Source organism: Rhodanobacter hydrolyticus (assembly GCF_044904645.1).
In genome coordinates, this window is the sequence record NZ_JADIKK010000007.1 from 125280 (window position 1) to 142968 (window position 17689).

Below are 17689 nucleotides of genomic sequence, written 5' to 3' on the forward strand. Positions count from 1 at the left end.
GCGCCTCTGCCACAAGTCATGCCACTTCATTTTCCGCATATCGCTACCGCGCTGGACGACTATCTCGCGCGGCATCCCGAAGAGGGCGAGACCGTCGCCGACTTCGAGGTGTTCCTCGCCTCCCACAGGGCCGTGTTCGAGCGCGGCCATGCCGTCGGTCATTTCACCGGGTCCGCCTGGCTGACGAGTGCGGACGGCGAGCGCGTGCTGCTCACGCATCACGCCAAACTGCGGCGCTGGCTGCAGCTCGGCGGCCATGCCGATGGAGACAGCGAACTGGCGCGCGTGGCCCTGCGCGAAGCCGAAGAGGAATCCGGTCTGGGCGATTTGACGGTCGAGCGGGAGATCTTCGACATCGACCGCCACCGCATTCCCGCGCGCGTCGGTGAGCCGGAGCATTGGCATTACGACGTGCGGTACGTGGTGCGCGCCACCGGCAGCGAGGAGTTTGCGATCAACGCGGAATCGCTGGCGCTGGCATGGCAGCCGGTACGCGAGATCGTGCGTAATCCGCAGGCCGATGACTCGCTGCGGCGCATGGCGGGCAAGTGGCTGGCGCGCTCACCGTAGATGCTCTTCGTGCGCGAATGCTCTGGCGCTTCGATCGGAGCACAAGGCAATCGCGCACAGGGTGCTCCTACCCGTAGCGTTCTGGCGCGGGATTGAGGTGTCCGCAATCCTGGCAGGTGCGCGCCTCGCGTGAGCGGTAGAAACGTTCGAATACGGGCGGGAAATCGCGCTCGATGCTGTCGAGGACGAAGTACTCCTCATACAGCTTGTGGTTGCAGCGCTCGCAGAACCACAGCAGGCCGTCCTTCTCATGTGGCAGACGCCGCCGCTCGATCACCAGGCCGATGGAGTCGGCCATGCGTTGTGGCGAATGCGGCACGCGCGCCGGCAGGTAGAACATCTCGCCGGCATGGATCGGGATGTCGCGCGCCACGCCGTCGTCCTGCACTTTCAGCACCATCTCGCCTTCGAGCTGATAGAAGAACTCGGGGCCTTCATCATGGTGGTAATCGGTGCGCGCGTTCGGGCCGCCCACGATCATGACGATGAAATCCCCGTCCACGATGCACTTGTTTCCCACCGGCGGCTTGAGCAGATGGCGATGCTCGTCTATCCAGCGTTGCAGGTCGAAGGGGGCAGTAAGGGCCATGGAGGATCGGTCGAGTGAGAGGCCAAGTATCGGCGGAGCACGGGTGACGATAGCGCGATTTAAGGCGCCCAATCCAGGCTATGGGCCAGCGAACGGCCGGTGAGGCGGTAGCCGTCCGGGCTGAGGTGGATGAGATCGTGCCCCATCAGGCTGGGGTTGGCATGCGCCCAGCCATAGCTGCCGCCCGGGCCGCCCATGAGATCCTGCCAATTCCACGCCACGCAACCGAAGCGGCTGCCCACGTCGCGCTGTATCTGCTCGATGCGCTGGTGGATGCGGCCGTAGGTGAGCAGCGGCAGCGTGCCGCCCTTGCCCTGGCGCAGCACGCCGCGATCGGGCGGCCCGACGAGCACGCAGGACGCGGCGGGAAATACCTGCCGCAGGTTGCCCAGCGCCCGGCTCAGCATGGTCGCGTACTTGTCTCCGTCGAAATCAGGGTCGGCGCCTTCGTTCGTGCCGTATTCCAGCACCACGCCGTCGTAACTCACGCCGTGCAATGCCTGAGCAAGCGCTTCCGGATTGGCGTTCGCCCAGCCTTTGGCGGTGGCAGACGGGATGCCGAAGAAATCGAACGCGACGTCCGGTACTTGCGTGCGATCGAGAATGAAGCCCTGCAATACCAGCTTGCCTCGCGATAGGCGCAGCTTGAGGGTGGAGATCGGGGCGTCGGCGCGTAGCGCCACCATGTGGCTGGTGGCCGCTGCGGGCAGGGACACCGTACGTTGCACGCGGTCGTCGATGACGTAATCGATGGATGCTCCGGCGGGGGCGCTGTAGACCAGTTGCACCTGTTGCACGTCGGTTTGCCGCGCCGCGTCGCGCAGATCGAGCCAGAGATAGCTGTCCGGGCCGGCATCGACAGTGCGATTGGCCAATGCCGGCCCGATATCCAGCGTCGTCGGCGAGGTGTAGGCAATCTCGGTCGTCCAGCTTGAGCCGATGCAGTAAGCGCGCAGGCCGGGCAGCACGATGTTGGCGCGGCCCATGGTCGGCGGCAGGAAGCGTGCTTCCACGCTGAGCCCCTTGTCGCGCAAGGCCTGGATCAGGGTGGGTGCGAACGGACCGCCGGCAATATGGCTGTCGCCCCAGAAGGCAATGCGACGCGGACGGGTGGCGCTACCCGGTGCGAATCCGGCAATGGTTCCGGCAGCCAGCAAGGGTTGTGTGCGGATGACCGTGCGGGCCAGCGACCCGAGCTCGGCATCGCTGGGCATCTGTGAGCCCACCAGGGCAGCGCGACCGCCGGGATTGGTCGCGGACGGCTTGGGCTGGGCCGGCGACGTGTTGGGGCACACCAGGTCGTTGACGCCACCCACGGGCGGTGCGCCATCCTGCGCCATCAACGGCCGGCAGAAAGACAAGGCAAGCCAGCCAGCGCACCAGGCACTGATCGTCAATAAGCGCGAAACAGATGCCATGCGCCACGTACTCCGGTTATTCAAGAATCCATGCCTGCCAAGGATCCGGGCAGGCCGTTCTGCTTCAGGTAAATGAGGTGTTTCCTGTGCAGCTTCCTGCTGTAGATGCCGTCGGGCGCATCGCCAAGGATGCGTTGCAGGTCGCGCACCACTTCGCCGCGTTCGCCAAGATGGAAGGTCTGGGAAAGCACGCTCTCGCGAGTGTAGGTGTTAGGGGAGCTGGAATGCGGGCGACCCAGCGCCGCTACGCAGCGCCAGCGGACGAAACCGACCGGTTTGATGACCTCGCCCTGCGGATTCGCCCATCCCTGCGTCGAAATGCGGTTGGCCACTTCGATCTGCTGTGCAGGCGTCGCTTCCGCCGGGGTCGGGGCGAATTCGTCGCCGCCCCAGGTTTTCCAGTCATCCTCCGAAATCCCAAGGCCGCCCGAGCGGTGTCCGTTGTTTTTCCAGTTGGCGTCGGTTTCGCACAGCGCCATCTTGCGCCAGTAGGCGTCGCTGGCGGCTGACTGGGCGGCGAGCACCAGGGTCGGCGAGAGGTCGCCTGCCATGTTGGCACTTGCTTGAGACACGAGGGCGGTGTCCGTTGCCGGCGTGTTGTCTCGCGCCAGATGCCCGGTGCGCATGATCTCCGTGATGAACGCGCGCTGCCCGATGGTGGTCAGGTGCACGCCGTCGGAGACGAAGTAGTCGGGCTGGTTTTCGGAGAGATCACTCCAGCGGACTACCACGACGTTGGGAAATTCCGGTGCGACGTGGTCGATGAGCGCGTTGTTCGCTTCCATCCAGCGCCGCGGCACGTGCGTGTTGACCAGCACCACGCGCTTGCAGTCCGACAGCATGGAGAGGATCTGCCGCAGTTGTTCCTCGGTGACGTACCCGTTCGTTCCCAGGTGCACCAAGGCGACGGCACGCAGCGACTCGGCGTTCTTGAGCGCCTTGAGCTGGCGGATGACGTCGGCGGCCTGCCACCCCATCGTGGCGTGCACGTCCACGCCGGGCAGGGTGACCTTCAGCAGCCTGCTGGAACCCAGCAGCACCGAATCGCCTATGGCAGTGAGATCGCCACCGGTGTACGTCTGGACGGTGGGTTCATCCGGTAGCGTCGGCAGGACCGGCGGAACGATTGGCTCGATGGGAATTTCCACCGACGTGGCGGAAAGAGGGGCGAGCTTGCCTTGCAACGCAATGGGCGTTGCCGGCGCATCCAGTGACAGCGCTTCGCGCACGTCCAGTGCGGGCCTCGCTTCGGCAGGGGCGTGCCGCAGGGTCGCGCCCACGGAGCCGAAGGCCAGAGCCATCGACAACGCGATGGCCAGTCGCCCCGACCAGGCGTGGCGACGCTTGCCGGCGAAGATGCGTTCGAGCGCGCCGCGCCGCACCGGCATCTCCAGCCAACGGTAGGATAGTTCGGCGACGGCGAGCGTGAGCATGATGCGCAAGACAAGCGTCTCGCTGTGGCCCAGCCTGCGCAGGTCGATGTCCGGCCGCGTCAGCATGAAGATGGGCCAATGCCACAGGTAGATGCCGTAGGAACGCTCGCCGAGCCAGCGCATTACCGGGTTGTCCAGGCAGCGGCCGAAGGCCATGCCGGGATGGGTGGCCACGGCGATCAGGGTGATGGCCGCGGTGGCTGCTCCCAGGAAGCCCCAGGGATAGAGCACAGGCGAATTCTCGCCCATCACGGCGAACAGCATGATCATCAGGGCGAGCGCCCAGAGGCCGAGCAGCCAGCCAAGGATGCGTAGTGCGATGCCCGGATGTTCGGCCGGCGAAGGTTGCCAGAGCAGCCCAAACGCCGACCCAAGCAGCAAGGCGAAGCCATGGGTGTCGGTCCCGAAATACAACCGGGACGGATCGCCCTGTCCGGGGTAGCCCATCCGCTGCGCAAGCACCACCATCCAGGTCGCCGAGGCGATGGCAAGCAGGATGGCGACGGTCGCCAGCGCGCGCCGGCCAATGCGCGGCAACACGATGAAGGCCAGCGGTGCCCAGGCGATGTAGAACTGCTCTTCGATCGCCAGCGACCACAAGTGCTGCAGCAGCGGCGGCCGGCCGGTGGCTTCGAAGTACGAGGTCTGGCTGCGCAGCAGTTCCCAGTTGGTGGCGTAGAAAAACGAGGCGAAGGCATCGCTGCGCAGGTGGGGCAACGCGTCGCGCGCGACCCGCGCCGCGACGGCCACGACGACAGCCATCATCAGCCAGGCGGCCGGAAGCAGGCGCTTGGCGCGGCGCCAATAAAAGTTGCGCAGACCGAGCCGTCCCGTATCGTCCACCTCGCGGGCGATCAGACCGGTGATCAGGAAGCCCGAGATGACGAAGAACAAGTCGACTCCCAGGTAGCCGCCGCGGGCCCAGTAGAAGTCGGCATGGAAAAGCACGACGGCCGTGACCGCGATGGCCCGGAGGCCATCGAGTCCGGAAAGGCGTGCAGCGGGGACTGGAACAGCTTGCGTGGAGACAACGGCCACCCCTGGATGGCCTTCCACTTCCTGTGGGTACTCGGCGACTAGCATGGAGCTGTTCTTGGGTTGGAGGATGGTGCGAAAAGGATGGTCGCCCATTGTGCTGGGGCGGCGGCCAAAACGGGCGAATTCGGGGCGGCTTGGGGCGCCCTCCCGGTCAAACCTCCAGCGTGGCGAGGTCGCCCTTTTCCTCCAGCCAGGCCTTGCGGTCGCTGGCGCGCTTCTTGGCGAGCAGCAAGTCCATCAGCTTCGCGGTGCCGTCGTCGCCCTCCACGGTGAGCTGGACGAGGCGACGGGTGTCGGGATGGATGGTGGATTCGCGCAATTGCGGCGGGTTCATCTCGCCCAGGCCCTTGAAGCGGGTAACGCTGACCGTGCCCTTCATCTTCTCGCGCTCGATCTTCTGCAGCATCGCCTGCTTTTCGTTCTCGTCGAGGCAGTAGAACACCTGCTTGCCCACATCGACGCGGAACAGCGGCGGCATCGCCACGAACACGTGGCCCTCGCTGACCAGATGCGGGAAGTGCTTGAGGAACAGCGCGCTGAGCAGGGTGGCGATGTGCAGGCCGTCGGAGTCGGCATCGGCGAGGATGACAACCTTGCCGTAGCGCAGGCCGGCGAGGTCGTCCTTGCCTGGGTCGCAGCCGATCGCGACGGCGAGGTTGTGCACTTCCTCGGAGGCCAGCACCGAGGTCGATTCCACTTCCCAGGTGTTGAGGATCTTGCCGCGCAGCGGCAGGATCGCCTGGAACTCCTTGTCGCGCGCCTGCTTGGCGCTGCCGCCGGCGGAGTCGCCCTCCACCAGGAACAGCTCGGTGCGCGAGAGATCGGTGGAGGTGCAGTCGGCCAGCTTGCCGGGCAGGGCGGGGCCTTGCACGATCTTCTTGCGTACCACCTGCTTGGCGGCCTTGAGCCGCGCGCTGGCACGCTCGATGGCGAGCTGGGCGATGCGTTCACCGCTGTCCACGTTCTGGTTCAGCCACAGGCTGAAGGCGTCGTGCACCACGTTCTCCACCAGCGCGGCGGCATTGCGCGAGGAGAGGCGCTCCTTGGTCTGGCCGGCGAACTGCGGATCGAGCAGCTTGGCGCTGAGCACGAAGGCGAGCCGCTCCCACACGTCTTCCGGCGCCAGCTTCACGCCGCGCGGCAGCAGGTTGCGGATGTCGCAGAACTCGCGGATGGCATTGGTGAGGCCGGAGCGTAGGCCGTTGACGTGGGTGCCGCCCTGCGCGGTAGGGATCAGGTTGACGTAGCTTTCTTGCACCAGCTCGCCTTCCGGCAACCAGGCCAGCGCCACGTCCATGCCTTCGGTGTCGCGCGCGATGTGATGCACGAAGAGATCCGCCGGCAGCGCCTCGCCGCCGTCGAGTTCGCCGCGCAGGTAGTCGCGCAGGCCGTCCTCGTAGAGCCATTCGCTGGTCTCGCCGCTGGCTTCGTCGGTGAGCTTCACCGCGAGGCCGGCGCACAGCACGGCCTTGGCGCGCAGCAGGTGCTTGAGTTTCGACAGCGAGATCTTCGGCGAGTCGAAGTATTTCGGGTCGGGCCAGAAGTGCACGGTGGTGCCGGTCTTCTTCTTCGGCACCGTGCCGATCACCTGCAGCTCGCTCACGCGGTCGCCGTGCTCGAAGGCCATGCGGTATTCGTTGCCGTCACGGCGGATGGTCACTTCCACCCGCTGCGACAGCGCGTTCACCACCGACACGCCCACGCCGTGCAGGCCGCCGGAGAAGTTGTAGTTCTTGCCGCTGAACTTGCCGCCCGCGTGCAGGCGAGTAAGGATCAGTTCCACGCCCGGAATGCCTTCCTCCGGATGGATGTCCACCGGCATGCCACGGCCGTCGTCGGTGACCTCGACCGAGCCGTCCGAGTGCAGCACCACCTCGATCGCTTTCGCGTGGCCGGCCAGCGCCTCGTCCACCGAGTTGTCGATCACCTCCTGCGCCATGTGGTTGGGGCGGGTGGTGTCGGTGTACATGCCCGGGCGGCGCTTGACCGGGTCCAGGCCGGAAAGGACTTCAATGTCGGCGGCGTTGTAGCGACTGCTCATGCGTGGGGAATATGCCGGTGGAAACGCCGCAGCATGGCTGCGGGTGGGTGGAGGGTCAAGCCGTTCGACGTGGCGCGATCAAAGTGGAGCGCAATGCCACTCCAGCCAGGCGAGGTCGGCACCTTCCAGCAGCGGCGCCAGTGCCGCGCGCACGGTGGCATGGTAGTCGTCCAGCCACGCGCGCTCGTCGGGGCCAAGCAGGCTCGGTTCCAGTGCACGGCGGTCGAACGGGCACAACGTGAGCGTCTCGAAGGCGTAGTAGTCACCGAACTCGGTGCGCTCGGCTTCGGCTACCACCGCGAGGTTTTCGTGGCGGATGCCGTGGCGACCCGGCTTGTACAGGCCAGGTTCGATGGACGAGATCATGCCCGGCTCCAGCGCCACCAGCGCGCCGCCGGAAATCGGCGGCCGGATGGACTGCGGACCTTCGTGCACGTTGAGGAAGTAGCCCACGCCGTGCCCGGTGCCATGGCCATAATCGCAGCCGGCCGCCCACAGCGGCGCGCGCGCCAGCGCATCGAGCTGCGGGCCGCTGGCGCCTTTCGGGAAGCGGGCGCGGGACAGCGCGATCATGCCCTTCATCACCAGCGTCGCGTCGCGTCGCTGTTCGGCCGTGGTTTCGCCCAGCGCCAGCACGCGGGTGATGTCGGTGGTGCCGCCGAGGTATTGGCCGCCGGAGTCGATCAGCAGCAGGCCCTTCGCCTGCAGCGTGCTGTGCGACGCCTGCGTGGCGCGGTAGTGCGGCAACGCGCCGTTGGCCTGGTAGCCGGCGATGGTGGCGAAACTTTCGCCGATGAAGTCCGGCTGCGCGGCGCGGGCGGCGTGCACGAGGCGGTGCACGTCCAGTTCGGTGAGCGGCTTGCCTTGCGCGAGCTGGTGCTCGATTTCACGGAACGCGCCGGCCAGTGCGGCACCGTCGCGGCGCATCACCTCGCGCACGTGGTCCAGCTCGGCCGGTGTCTTCAGCGCCTTGAACGCAGTGCTGGGGTTGGCGGCTTCGGTGCGTTGCACGGCGGCAGGAATCGTGTTGCTGATCGCGCAAACCACGCGACCGGCATCGAACAGCAGCGTGTCGGCCTTGCCCAGCTCGGCCAGTGCGCCGGTGATGCCTTCGTAGGACGCGATGGCAATGCCATCGGCGGCGAGCTGCGCCACCAGTGCGTCGTCGAACTTGCCGCGCTCGGCGAACAGCGTGGCCTTGCCTTCGGTGGCCACCAGCAGGTGGGCGAGAAACACCGGGTTGCACTCCACGTCGCTGCCGCGCAGGTTGGTGAGCCAGGCGATGTCGTCGAGACTGGAGAGCAGGTGGTGCGTGGCGCCGTGCTTGCGCATGGCGCTGCGCAGTCGCGCGAGCTTGTCCGCGCGGGCGGTGCAGGCCCAGGCGATGGGATGCTCGACGATGCGTGCATGCGGGAGACCGGGACGATCGTCCCAGATCGTGCCAGGCAGGTCGAGATCGGTGCGCACGCGCACACCGTGTTCGGCCAGCTTGCCTTCCATCGAGCGCAGGCCGGCCAGCGACACGCTGTCGCCGGCCACGGCGAGGGTTTCACCGTGATGCAGGTGCGAAGCCAGCCAGTCGAGGTGTTCGGCCGTGTGCGCCACGCGCAGCTTCATCAAGGCGACACCGGTGCCGGCCAGTTGCTGTTCGGCCTGCGAGAAGTAGCGTGAGTCCGTCCACAGGCCCGCGTGTTCGCGCGTGACGATTAGCGTGCCGGCCGACCCGTCGAAGCCGGACAGCCATGCGCGCGCCTGCCAGCGTTCGGGCAGGTATTCGGACAGGTGCGGGTCGGCGCTGGGGACGATCACGGCGGCGACGCCGTGCTGCTGCATGGCCGCGCGCAACGCGGCGATCCGGGCGGGGATGGGCGTGTTCATGCGCGGCACTTTAGCAGGCGCGACAGCGCGGCCCGCCAAATCTCACAACAGATGAATTCGGTCGCCCGGACATCTCGCAGCGAAGGCCGTCTGCCGCTAGAATATGTATTTCCAGCACGGCTGCATCCCATGACCCCCCTGATTTTCGTCACCGGCGGTGTGGTGTCCTCGCTTGGCAAGGGCATCGCCGCGGCGTCGCTGGCCTCCATTCTGGAAGCGCGTGGCCTCTCGGTCACCATGATGAAGCTCGATCCCTACATCAATGTGGATCCGGGCACCATGAGCCCGTTCCAGCATGGCGAGGTCTATGTCACCGACGACGGCGCCGAGACCGATCTCGACCTCGGCCACTACGAGCGTTTCGTCCATACCCGCCTCACCGGCAAGAACTCCATCACCACCGGCAAGATCTACGAGAGCGTGATCCGCAAGGAGCGCCGCGGCGACTACCTGGGCGCCACCGTGCAGGTGATCCCGCACATCACCGACGAGATCAAGCACTGCATTCACGAGGCCACGCGCGGCTTCGACGTGGCGCTGGTGGAGATCGGCGGCACGGTGGGCGACATCGAGTCGCTGCCGTTCCTCGAGGCGATCCGCCAGCTGCGCTCCGAGCACGGCCCGGAAAAGTGCCTGTTCATGCATCTCACCCTGGTGCCCTTCATCAAGGCCGCCGGCGAGATCAAGACCAAGCCGACCCAGCATTCGGTGAAGGAGCTGCGCTCCATCGGCATCCAGCCGGACATCCTGTTGTGCCGCAGCGAGCAGCCGCTGCCCGAGGGCGAGCGCCGCAAGATCGCGCTGTTCACCAACGTGCCCGAGAACGCCGTGATCAGCGCGGTGGACGTGGACGTGATCTACAAGACCCCGTTGTGGCTGCACCAGCAGGGGCTGGACGAGATCGTGGTGAAGCGGCTGGGCCTCGACGCGAAGCCGGCCGATCTCTCCGGCTGGCAGCGCACGGTGGATGCCGTGGTGCACCCGAAGGACGAGGTCACTGTGGCCATCGTCGGCAAGTACGTGGAGCACAAGGACGCCTACAAGTCGCTGGGCGAGGCGCTGCGCCACGGAGGCATCAAGCAGCAGACGCGCGTGAACCTGCAGTGGATCGATTCCGAGCAGGTCGAGGCCGAGGGTGCCGCCAAGGTGCTGGGCGGCATGGACGCGATCCTGGTGCCGGGCGGCTTCGGCAAGCGCGGCTTCGAGGGCAAGATCATGGCCGCGAAGTACGCGCGCGAGCACGGCGTGCCGTACTTCGGCATCTGCTACGGCATGCACGCGGCGGTGGTGGATTTCGCCCGCCACGTGGCCGGCCTGGCCGATGCCGACTCCAGCGAGAACGACCGCAACACGCCCAATCCGGTGATCGCGCTGATCACCGAATGGACGACGGCTGCCGGCGAAGTCGAGCAGCGCAGCGAGCGCTCGGATCTCGGCGGCACCATGCGCCTCGGCGCCCAGGAATGCCGCCTCAAGGCCGGCACGCTGGCGCGCGAGATGTACGGCCAGGAAGTGGTGCGCGAGCGTCACCGCCACCGCTACGAATTCAACAACCGCTACCGACAGAGTTTCGAGGACCAGGGCCTGGTGATCTCCGGCAAGTCGATGGACGACCTGCTGGTGGAGATCGTCGAACTGTCGCCGCAGAAGCACCCGTGGTTCCTCGGCTGCCAGGCACACCCGGAGTTCACCTCCACGCCGCGCGACGGCCATCCGCTGTTCATCGGCTTCGTGCACGCCGCGCGCGAGTACAAGGCGGTGCGCGACGGGCAGAAGCTGGCGCAGGGAGCCGTGGCATGAAGCTGTGCGGGTTCGAAGTCGGCCTCGACCAGCCACTGTTCCTGATCGCCGGCCCCTGCGTGGTCGAATCCGAGCAGTTGCAGCTGGATACCGCCGGCAAGCTCAAGGAGATCACCGGCAAGCTGGGCATCCATTTCATCTTCAAGTCCAGCTTCGACAAGGCCAACCGTTCTTCCGGCACCAGCTTTCGTGGCCTGGGCATGGAAGAAGGGCTGCGTATCCTCGGCGAGGTGAAGCGCCAGATCGGCGTGCCGGTGCTTACCGACGTGCACGAGTACACCCCGTTCGCCGAGGTGGCTTCGGTGGTGGACGTGTTGCAGACGCCTGCCTTCCTGTGCCGCCAGACCGATTTCATCCAGGCCGTGGCCCGTGCCGGCAAGCCGGTGAACATCAAGAAGGGCCAGTTCCTCGCGCCCTGGGACATGAAGAACGTGGTCGCCAAGGCCAAGGACGTCGGCAACGACGCCATCATGGTGTGCGAGCGCGGCGCCAGCTTCGGCTACAACAATCTGGTTTCCGACATGCGCAGCCTGAGCGCGATGCGCGACACCGGCTGCCCGGTGGTGTTCGACGCCACGCACTCGGTGCAGCTGCCGGGCGGCCAGGGCACGAGCTCCGGCGGCCAGCGCGAGTTCGTGCCGGTGCTGGCGCGTGCCGCGGTGGCGGCTGGCGTGGCCGGTCTGTTCGCCGAAACCCATCCCGATCCTTCCAAGGCGCTCAGTGACGGTCCCAACGCATGGCCGCTGGACAAGATGGAAGCGTTGCTGGAAACCCTGCTGGAACTGGACGCCGTGACCAAGCGTCACGGCTTCCTCGAAAACACTTTGTAAGCCCCGGATCGTCCCCTCTCCAAAACTTTGAAGGATTGCAGCCGCATGAGTACCGACATCACCCGCATTCACGCCCGTGAAATCCTCGACTCGCGCGGCAATCCCACGCTGGAGGCCGAGGTCACCCTGGCGGGCGGCGGTTTCGGTCGCGCCGCAGTGCCCAGCGGCGCCAGCACGGGCACGCGCGAGGCGGTGGAACTGCGTGACGGCGACAAGTCGCGCTACCTCGGCAAGGGCGTGAAGAATGCGGTGGCCAACGTCAACAACTCCATCGCCAGCGAGCTGAAGGGGTTCGACGCAGCCAACCAGGGCGGCCTGGACGCCAAGCTGATCCGGCTCGACGGCACGCCGAACAAGGGCAAGCTGGGCGCCAACGCGCTGCTCGGCGTATCGATGGCCGCCGCGCACGCGGTGGCGGCGCAGCGCAAGCAGGCGTTGTGGCAGTACCTCGCGGAGATCAACGGCACCACCGGCAAGCCCGGTGCGCTGCCGGTGCCGATGATGAACATCATCAACGGCGGCGCGCATGCCGACAACAACGTCGACGTGCAGGAATTCATGGTGCTGCCGGTGGGCGTGTCCAGCTTCGCCGAGGCGCTGCGCGCCGGCGCGGAGATCTTCCACGCGCTGAAGAGCGTGCTGAAGGGCAAGGGCCTGAACACCGCGGTGGGCGACGAAGGCGGCTTCGCGCCGGACCTGCGCTCCAACATCGAGGCGCTGGACACCATCCTCGAGGCAGTGAACAAGGCCGGCTACAAAGTCGGCAGCGAGATCCTGCTCGGCCTCGACGCGGCCAGCTCCGAGTTCTTCAAGGATGGCAAGTACGACCTGGCAGGCGAGGGCAAGATCTACACCTCCGAGCAATGGGTCGACGTGCTGGCCGGCTGGACCCGGCAGTACCCGATCATCACCATCGAGGACGGCATGGCCGAAGGCGACTGGGGCGGCTGGAAGCTGCTCACCGACGCCATCGGCAAGAACATCCAGGTGGTGGGCGACGACCTGTTCGTCACCAATCCGGCCATCTTCAAGGAAGGCATCGACAAGGGCATCGCCAACGCCATCCTGATCAAGGTCAACCAGATCGGCACGCTGTCCGAAACGCTGGAAGCCATCGCCATGGCCGACGCGGCGAAGTACGCGGCGATCGTGTCGCACCGCTCGGGCGAGACGGAAGACACCACCATCGCCGACATCGCCGTGGCCACCACCGCGACCCAGATCAAGACCGGCTCGCTGTGCCGCACCGACCGCGTGGCTAAGTACAACCAGCTGCTGCGCATCGAGGAGGCGCTGGGCGCGTCGGCACGCTATGCCGGCCGCAACGCCTTCCCGAACCTGGCCCATCTGCCGGGCTGACGGAAGCACGTTGCCCCATGCTGCGTTGGGTCGCTCTCGTCCTGGTTCTGCTGCTGATCGGACTGCAGATGAAACTGTGGTCCGCGCAGGGCGGTGTGCATGAGGTGGATGCCCTGCGCGTGGCCATCAAGAAACAGACCGACGAGAACGGCCGCCTGCAGCAGCGCAACCAGGCGCTGGCCGCCGACGTGGCCGACCTGAAGAACGGCAATCAGGCCATCGAGGCGCGTGCGCGCACCGGGCTGGGCCTCATCAAGCCCGGCGAGGTGTTCTATCAGGTGGACAGCCAGCCGGCGGGCGCGAGCAGCAGCTTGCCCTTGCCGCCACCAGCCCGCCCGGCAGGCGCCGCCGCGGGCGGCGTCGTCAAATGAGCGAGGCCCTGTGGTGCGTGGTGCCAGCCGCAGGTCGCGGCATGCGCATGGGTGCGGATTGTCCCAAGCAATACCTGCCGCTGGCCGGCAAGCCGCTGATCGCGCATACGCTGGAGCGGCTGGCGGCGCATCCGCGCATCGCCGGCCTGCTGGTGGTGCTCGGCGCGCGGGACGAACTCTGGCCCGGCATCGAAACACTGCATGGCAAACCGGTGCGCGTCGCCATCGGTGGCGCCGAGCGCAGCGATTCGGTGCTGGCCGGCCTCAACGCGTTGCCTTCCGAAGTGGAGAATGCCGACTTCGTGCTGGTACATGACGCCGCACGCCCCTGCGTGCGTGCGAAGGACATCACGCAACTGATCGAGCGCGCTTCCGAAACCGATGGGGGTCTGCTTGGCGCGCCGTTGCGCGACACGCTCAAGCGTGCCGGTGAAGGCGACTGCAGCCTCGCCACGGAGCCGCGCGACCAGCGTTGGCGTGCATTCACGCCGCAGATGTTCCGCCGCGGCGAACTCGTTGCTGCGTTGGGCGCGGTATCGAACCATGGCCGTGCGGTCAGCGACGAAGCGATGGCGATGGAACTGGCCGGCTTCCGGCCGCTGCTGGTCGAAGGCGCCGAGGACAACATCAAGGTCACCACGGCGGCGGACCTCGCGCTCGCCGAATTCCTGCTGGCGAGGACGGCATGAGCATGCGCATCGGCAACGGCTTCGACGTGCACGCCTTCGGCGAGGGCGACCACGTCACCCTGGGCGGCGTGCGCATCCCTCACGCGCACGGCCTGCTCGCGCACTCCGACGGCGACGTGGTGATCCACGCGCTGTGCGACGCCATCTTCGGCGCGCTGGCGCTGGGCGACATCGGCAAGCACTTCCCCCCCTCGGACGAACGCTGGCGCAATGCCGACAGCCGCCAGTTCCTGCGCCATGCCGCCATGCTGGCGGCACAACATGGCTATGCGCTGGGCAACGCCGATATCACCGTGATCTGTGAATCCCCAAAGATCGGCCCGCACGCGCAGGCCATGCGTGAAAACCTTGCCGCCGATCTCGACTGCCAGCTCGGCCAGGTCAGCATCAAGGCCACCACCACCGAAAAACTCGGTTTCACCGGCCGCGGCGAAGGCATCGCCGCACAAGCCAGCGTATTGCTTGAAAGGCACTGAAGCACGAGTACTTCGATCCTCAGTTTCCAGATATGGCACGGTGTGGCCGTATCGTATGAGGGAGTGAACACCCGGATACCTGTCACGCCATGACGACTCAAGAGCTTCCATTCGCCCACGGCACCGCGCCTCCACTGGCAGCGCGCCTGCGCTGCACCCCTGAAGACTTCGTCGTCGAGGAAATCCTGGGCTACGACGCCGACGGCAACGGCGAGCACGCCTTGCTGTGGGTGGAGAAGCGCGGTGCCAACACCGACTGGCTGGCAAGGGAGCTGGCGAAATTCGCCGGCGTGCCGCCGCTGGCCGTGGGCTACGCCGGCCTGAAGGACCGGCACGCGGTGACGCGCCAGGCCTTCACCGTGCAACTCGCCGGCAAACCCGATCCCGACTGGTCGGCCTTCCCGCACGAGAACGTGAAAGTGCTGGCCGCCACTCGTCACGGCCGCAAGCTCAAGCGCGGTGCCTTGCGCGGCAACCGCTTCGTGCTGGTGCTGCGTGAGGCGCAAGGCGAGCGTGAACGCGCGGAACAGGTGCTGGCCGCGATCGCGGCACGCGGCGTGCCCAACTACTTCGGCGAACAGCGCTTCGGCCGCGAGGGCGGCAACCTGGAGCAGGCGCGCGCGATGTTCGCGGGACGCAGGGTGGATCGCGACAAGCGCGGCTTCCTGCTCTCCGCCGCGCGCTCGCAGATCTTCAACGACGTGTTGGCGGTCCGCGTCGAGCGCGGCACATGGGATGCGCAACTGGATGGTGAAATCTGGTCGCTGGCCGGCTCGCGTTCCTGGTTCGGGCCGGAGCCGTACAACGATGTCCTGGCGCAGCGCCTGGCCAAGGGAGACATCCATCCTTCCGGTCCGTTGTGGGGGCAGGGCGAACCACCCACGGCAGGCGAGGCGGGCGAGTTGGAACGCGAAGTCGCCGCAACGCACGATGATCTTGCGCGAGGCATCGCCGCTGCGCGCATGGATCAGGAACGCAGGCCGCTTCGCCTGTTGCCTAAAGACTTGCGCTGGCGCTGGCTGGCCGACGATGCACTGGAATTGTCTTTCGAGTTGCCGGCGGGCGCGTATGCGACGGTGGTGGCACGCGAAGTTGCAGCGTCTGCGTAGACAGGAGGTCGCGGTGGCGAATGACGCGTTGATTGCGCTGATATCGATGGGGATGTTGGCAGTCGCGTTCCTTGGATGGAGGAGTTCACTATCCGAGCGCGAGAACGCCGAGTTGTTCAAGACGACGGGCGAGCTGAAATCGCCCAGATATCGGGTGGTGCTTTTTCTGGCGCTTGGCCTGCTCAGTAGTGTCATCTCCATGGCAACTTTTCATCATGGGCGTGGCGGTGTGACTTGGCCCATGGCTCTGATTGGCCTTGCCGGATCGGTGTTCGTCTGGATCCGCTCCTTTTTTGGCCTTCGTTTGGAACAAAACGACATCCGCTTTGGTTGGCGATGCGGACAAGTTGTTGCCTATACGGATGTGCTCGAACTTGAGCGCAGATCGGATAGTCGTGAAGCACACCTGGTGTTGGTGCTCAGATCCGGTGTGCGGCGACGAATCGGCAGTTCCTTTCCGTGCGAGTGGCTGCTCATAGACGAATTGCAAAAGCGCACGGGATGCACGGTCACTTACTGGCTGGGCAATCGCACCACCGCCAAGCCGGAATGGCTGGCTTTGCAATCGAACTACGAAAAAGCCAAGCCCGGTACGCGGAAATAAGGCCTCGCGTCAACCTTGGAGTAGCACAACCACCGCCCCGGTGCCGCCTTGCGCCGGCCTTGCCGAAGCGAACGCGATCACGTCGTCCCGCCGCCGCAGCAGGCGATCGGTGAGCGTCTTCAATACCGGGCCGGCGGCTTTCGAGCGCAGACCCTTGCCGTGGATGATGCGCACGCAGCGCAGGCCGTGCCGTTTCGCTTCGGCGAGGAAGACGGCGATGCTGGCCTGCGCCGCGGCGGCGTTCATCTGATGCAGGTCGACTTCGTCCTGCACGCTGTACTGGCCGCGCTTCAACTGGCGCAACAGCTTCGGCGGATAGCCGTCGCGCAGATAGTTGAGTTCCTCGCCTACCTCGAGCGTGGCCGGGTCGAAGGCCATCTCCAGCAATTCGCCCGGCACGGCGGCTTCGTCGGCTTCTAGCATGCGCGGCTGCGGCGAGGGCTTCGGTGCGGACGGCGGTGCGGCTTGCGTGTCGATGTGGCGCACTTCGCCGACCGCCTCGCGGAACAGGCGGGCATCGTCTTCGCTGATCGCAGGCGGCCGGCGTTGCATGCCCCGATGCTAGCAAGCAACGGCTCGGGCGCAATGCATGCCGTCGATCCGTGAAACCGCGGTGTCGCTCCGGTAAACTCGGGCGATTGCGGGGTGCGCTTGCCTCTTGGCGATGCGCTGCGGTCGACTCAACACGGATCAGCATGCGAGTTCTTGTCAGCAACGACGATGGCGTGGATGCGCGGGGCATTCATGTGCTTGCCGCGCGTTTGCGCGAGGTGGGCGAGGTGACGGTGGTGGCGCCCGATCGCGACCGTTCCGGCGCCAGCAATTCGCTGACCCTGGACGCGCCGCTGCGCGTATTGCGCATGGAGGATGGCCGTTACCGCGTCGCGGGCACGCCCACCGACTGCGTGCATCTCGCATTGTCCGGCCTGCTCGACCACGAACCCGACATCGTGGTATCCGGTATCAACAACTCGGCCAATCTTGGCGACGACGTGATCTATTCCGGCACGGTCTCGGCGGCGATGGAAGGGCGCTTCCTCGGCTTGCCGGCCATCGCGGTGTCGCTGGTCAGCGAGGATCATCGCGGCGAGCATTACGACTCCGCGGCGACGGCTGTGCTGTTGCTGATGCGCCGCCTGCTGGTCGATCCGCTGCCGGCCGACACCATCCTCAACGTCAACGTGCCGGATCGGCCCTGGCCGGAAATCCGCGGCTTCGAGGTCACGCGGCTGGGGCGTCGCCATCGTGCGGCGCCATGCATCGCGCAGACCGACCCGCGCGGTCGCCCGATCTGGTGGATCGGCCCGGCGGGCGAAATCGATGACGCCGGCCCTGGCACGGACTTCGACGCCGTCCGTCGCGGCCATGTTTCGGTCACTCCCATCCATGTCGATCTCACCCGCTACCAGGCACTGGAAAAGGTGAGCAGTTGGGTGCAATCGCTGGGCAAAGACCAGGCCGCGCCCGGCCACAAGGCGGCTTGA

At 66.4% G+C, this 17689-nt stretch carries 16 protein-coding genes; 10 read left to right on the top strand and 6 right to left on the bottom strand.

Annotated features, from left to right (window positions below; translation table 11 throughout):
- Positions 1-18: 18 nt before the first annotated feature.
- Positions 19-570: an NUDIX hydrolase gene (locus ISP25_RS00645; protein ID WP_404611576.1), complete on the top strand. Its 552-nt coding sequence runs from the start codon at positions 19-21 to the stop codon at positions 568-570.
- A 67-nt stretch (positions 571-637) separates the two neighbouring features.
- Here the strand turns inward: ISP25_RS00645 and ISP25_RS00650 are convergent, their stop codons facing one another.
- The 5 genes from ISP25_RS00650 to ISP25_RS00670 form a co-directional block, all read right to left on the bottom strand.
- The gene (locus tag ISP25_RS00650; RefSeq protein WP_404611578.1) at positions 638-1159 is read right to left on the bottom strand and encodes a 3-hydroxyanthranilate 3,4-dioxygenase; all 522 of its coding nucleotides are present in this window, start codon (positions 1157-1159) and stop codon (positions 638-640) included.
- Between the two features lie 59 nt (positions 1160-1218).
- Positions 1219-2577 (bottom strand): GDSL-type esterase/lipase family protein, encoded by a 1359-nt coding sequence (locus tag ISP25_RS00655; protein WP_404611580.1) that lies wholly within the window; start codon positions 2575-2577, stop codon positions 1219-1221.
- 20 nt (positions 2578-2597) lie between these two features.
- Positions 2598-5093 carry an acyltransferase family protein gene (locus ISP25_RS00660; protein WP_404611582.1) on the bottom strand — a complete coding sequence of 832 codons (2496 nt, stop codon included), beginning with the start codon at positions 5091-5093 and terminating at the stop codon, positions 2598-2600.
- Between the two features lie 106 nt (positions 5094-5199).
- The gene (gene parE, locus ISP25_RS00665) at positions 5200-7089 is read right to left on the bottom strand and encodes a DNA topoisomerase IV subunit B (RefSeq protein ID WP_404611584.1); all 1890 of its coding nucleotides are present in this window, start codon (positions 7087-7089) and stop codon (positions 5200-5202) included.
- A 78-nt stretch (positions 7090-7167) separates the two neighbouring features.
- The gene (locus tag ISP25_RS00670) at positions 7168-8967 is read right to left on the bottom strand and encodes an aminopeptidase P family protein (protein WP_404611586.1); all 1800 of its coding nucleotides are present in this window, start codon (positions 8965-8967) and stop codon (positions 7168-7170) included.
- 129 nt (positions 8968-9096) lie between these two features.
- Between ISP25_RS00670 and ISP25_RS00675 the strand changes: the two genes are divergently transcribed.
- The 8 genes from ISP25_RS00675 to ISP25_RS00710 all read left to right on the top strand — a co-directional run bounded on the left by ISP25_RS00675 (position 9097) and on the right by ISP25_RS00710 (position 16205).
- Positions 9097-10767, top strand: coding sequence for a CTP synthase (locus tag ISP25_RS00675; RefSeq protein WP_192157726.1), 1671 nt, complete (start codon positions 9097-9099; stop codon positions 10765-10767).
- Complete coding sequence (gene kdsA / locus ISP25_RS00680; protein ID WP_404611588.1) at positions 10764-11597, top strand: 3-deoxy-8-phosphooctulonate synthase; 834 nt, start codon at positions 10764-10766, stop codon at positions 11595-11597. The genes ISP25_RS00675 and kdsA overlap by 4 nt, the downstream gene beginning before the upstream one ends.
- Positions 11598-11642: 45 nt before the next feature.
- Positions 11643-12956 carry a phosphopyruvate hydratase gene (gene eno, locus ISP25_RS00685; RefSeq protein ID WP_404611590.1) on the top strand — a complete coding sequence of 438 codons (1314 nt, stop codon included), beginning with the start codon at positions 11643-11645 and terminating at the stop codon, positions 12954-12956.
- A gap of 17 nt (positions 12957-12973) precedes the next feature.
- Positions 12974-13327: a cell division protein FtsB gene (gene ftsB / locus ISP25_RS00690; RefSeq protein ID WP_192157720.1), complete on the top strand. Its 354-nt coding sequence runs from the start codon at positions 12974-12976 to the stop codon at positions 13325-13327.
- The gene (gene ispD, locus ISP25_RS00695) at positions 13324-14016 is read left to right on the top strand and encodes a 2-C-methyl-D-erythritol 4-phosphate cytidylyltransferase (protein WP_404611593.1); all 693 of its coding nucleotides are present in this window, start codon (positions 13324-13326) and stop codon (positions 14014-14016) included. Before ftsB ends, ispD begins: the two co-directional genes overlap by 4 nt.
- 2 nt (positions 14017-14018) lie before the next feature.
- Complete coding sequence (gene ispF / locus ISP25_RS00700; protein WP_404612068.1) at positions 14019-14492, top strand: 2-C-methyl-D-erythritol 2,4-cyclodiphosphate synthase; 474 nt, start codon at positions 14019-14021, stop codon at positions 14490-14492.
- A gap of 89 nt (positions 14493-14581) precedes the next feature.
- Positions 14582-15601: a tRNA pseudouridine(13) synthase TruD gene (gene truD / locus ISP25_RS00705; RefSeq protein ID WP_404611595.1), complete on the top strand. Its 1020-nt coding sequence runs from the start codon at positions 14582-14584 to the stop codon at positions 15599-15601.
- 13 nt (positions 15602-15614) lie between these two features.
- Positions 15615-16205 (top strand): hypothetical protein, encoded by a 591-nt coding sequence (locus tag ISP25_RS00710; RefSeq protein ID WP_404611597.1) that lies wholly within the window; start codon positions 15615-15617, stop codon positions 16203-16205.
- A gap of 9 nt (positions 16206-16214) precedes the next feature.
- Here the strand turns inward: ISP25_RS00710 and ISP25_RS00715 are convergent, their stop codons facing one another.
- Positions 16215-16757, bottom strand: a complete 543-nt coding sequence (locus tag ISP25_RS00715) for a Smr/MutS family protein (RefSeq protein ID WP_404611599.1) — start codon at positions 16755-16757, stop codon at positions 16215-16217.
- A 143-nt stretch (positions 16758-16900) separates the two neighbouring features.
- On the opposite strand from ISP25_RS00715, the gene surE reads away from it, so the two are divergent.
- The gene (gene surE, locus ISP25_RS00720; protein WP_404611600.1) at positions 16901-17689 is read left to right on the top strand and encodes a 5'/3'-nucleotidase SurE; all 789 of its coding nucleotides are present in this window, start codon (positions 16901-16903) and stop codon (positions 17687-17689) included.

Excerpts from the sequence above, each read along its gene's own strand:
- ISP25_RS00645 (WP_404611576.1), top strand. The coding sequence starts at position 19 with ATGCCACTTCATTTTCCGCATATCGCTACCGCGCTGGACGACTATCTC.
- eno (WP_404611590.1), top strand. The coding sequence starts at position 11,643 with ATGAGTACCGACATCACCCGCATTCACGCCCGTGAAATCCTCGACTCG.
- ispD (WP_404611593.1), top strand. The coding sequence starts at position 13,324 with ATGAGCGAGGCCCTGTGGTGCGTGGTGCCAGCCGCAGGTCGCGGCATG.
- ISP25_RS00655 (WP_404611580.1), bottom strand. The coding sequence starts at position 2,577 with ATGGCATCTGTTTCGCGCTTATTGACGATCAGTGCCTGGTGCGCTGGC.
- kdsA (WP_404611588.1), top strand. The coding sequence starts at position 10,764 with ATGAAGCTGTGCGGGTTCGAAGTCGGCCTCGACCAGCCACTGTTCCTG.
- ISP25_RS00670 (WP_404611586.1), bottom strand. The coding sequence starts at position 8,967 with ATGAACACGCCCATCCCCGCCCGGATCGCCGCGTTGCGCGCGGCCATG.
- truD (WP_404611595.1), top strand. The coding sequence starts at position 14,582 with ATGACGACTCAAGAGCTTCCATTCGCCCACGGCACCGCGCCTCCACTG.
- ispF (WP_404612068.1), top strand. The coding sequence starts at position 14,019 with ATGCGCATCGGCAACGGCTTCGACGTGCACGCCTTCGGCGAGGGCGAC.
- ISP25_RS00660 (WP_404611582.1), bottom strand. The coding sequence starts at position 5,093 with ATGCTAGTCGCCGAGTACCCACAGGAAGTGGAAGGCCATCCAGGGGTG.
- parE (WP_404611584.1), bottom strand. The coding sequence starts at position 7,089 with ATGAGCAGTCGCTACAACGCCGCCGACATTGAAGTCCTTTCCGGCCTG.
- surE (WP_404611600.1), top strand. The coding sequence starts at position 16,901 with ATGCGAGTTCTTGTCAGCAACGACGATGGCGTGGATGCGCGGGGCATT.
- ftsB (WP_192157720.1), top strand. The coding sequence starts at position 12,974 with ATGCTGCGTTGGGTCGCTCTCGTCCTGGTTCTGCTGCTGATCGGACTG.
- ISP25_RS00715 (WP_404611599.1), bottom strand. The coding sequence starts at position 16,757 with ATGCAACGCCGGCCGCCTGCGATCAGCGAAGACGATGCCCGCCTGTTC.
- ISP25_RS00675 (WP_192157726.1), top strand. The coding sequence starts at position 9,097 with ATGACCCCCCTGATTTTCGTCACCGGCGGTGTGGTGTCCTCGCTTGGC.
- ISP25_RS00650 (WP_404611578.1), bottom strand. The coding sequence starts at position 1,159 with ATGGCCCTTACTGCCCCCTTCGACCTGCAACGCTGGATAGACGAGCAT.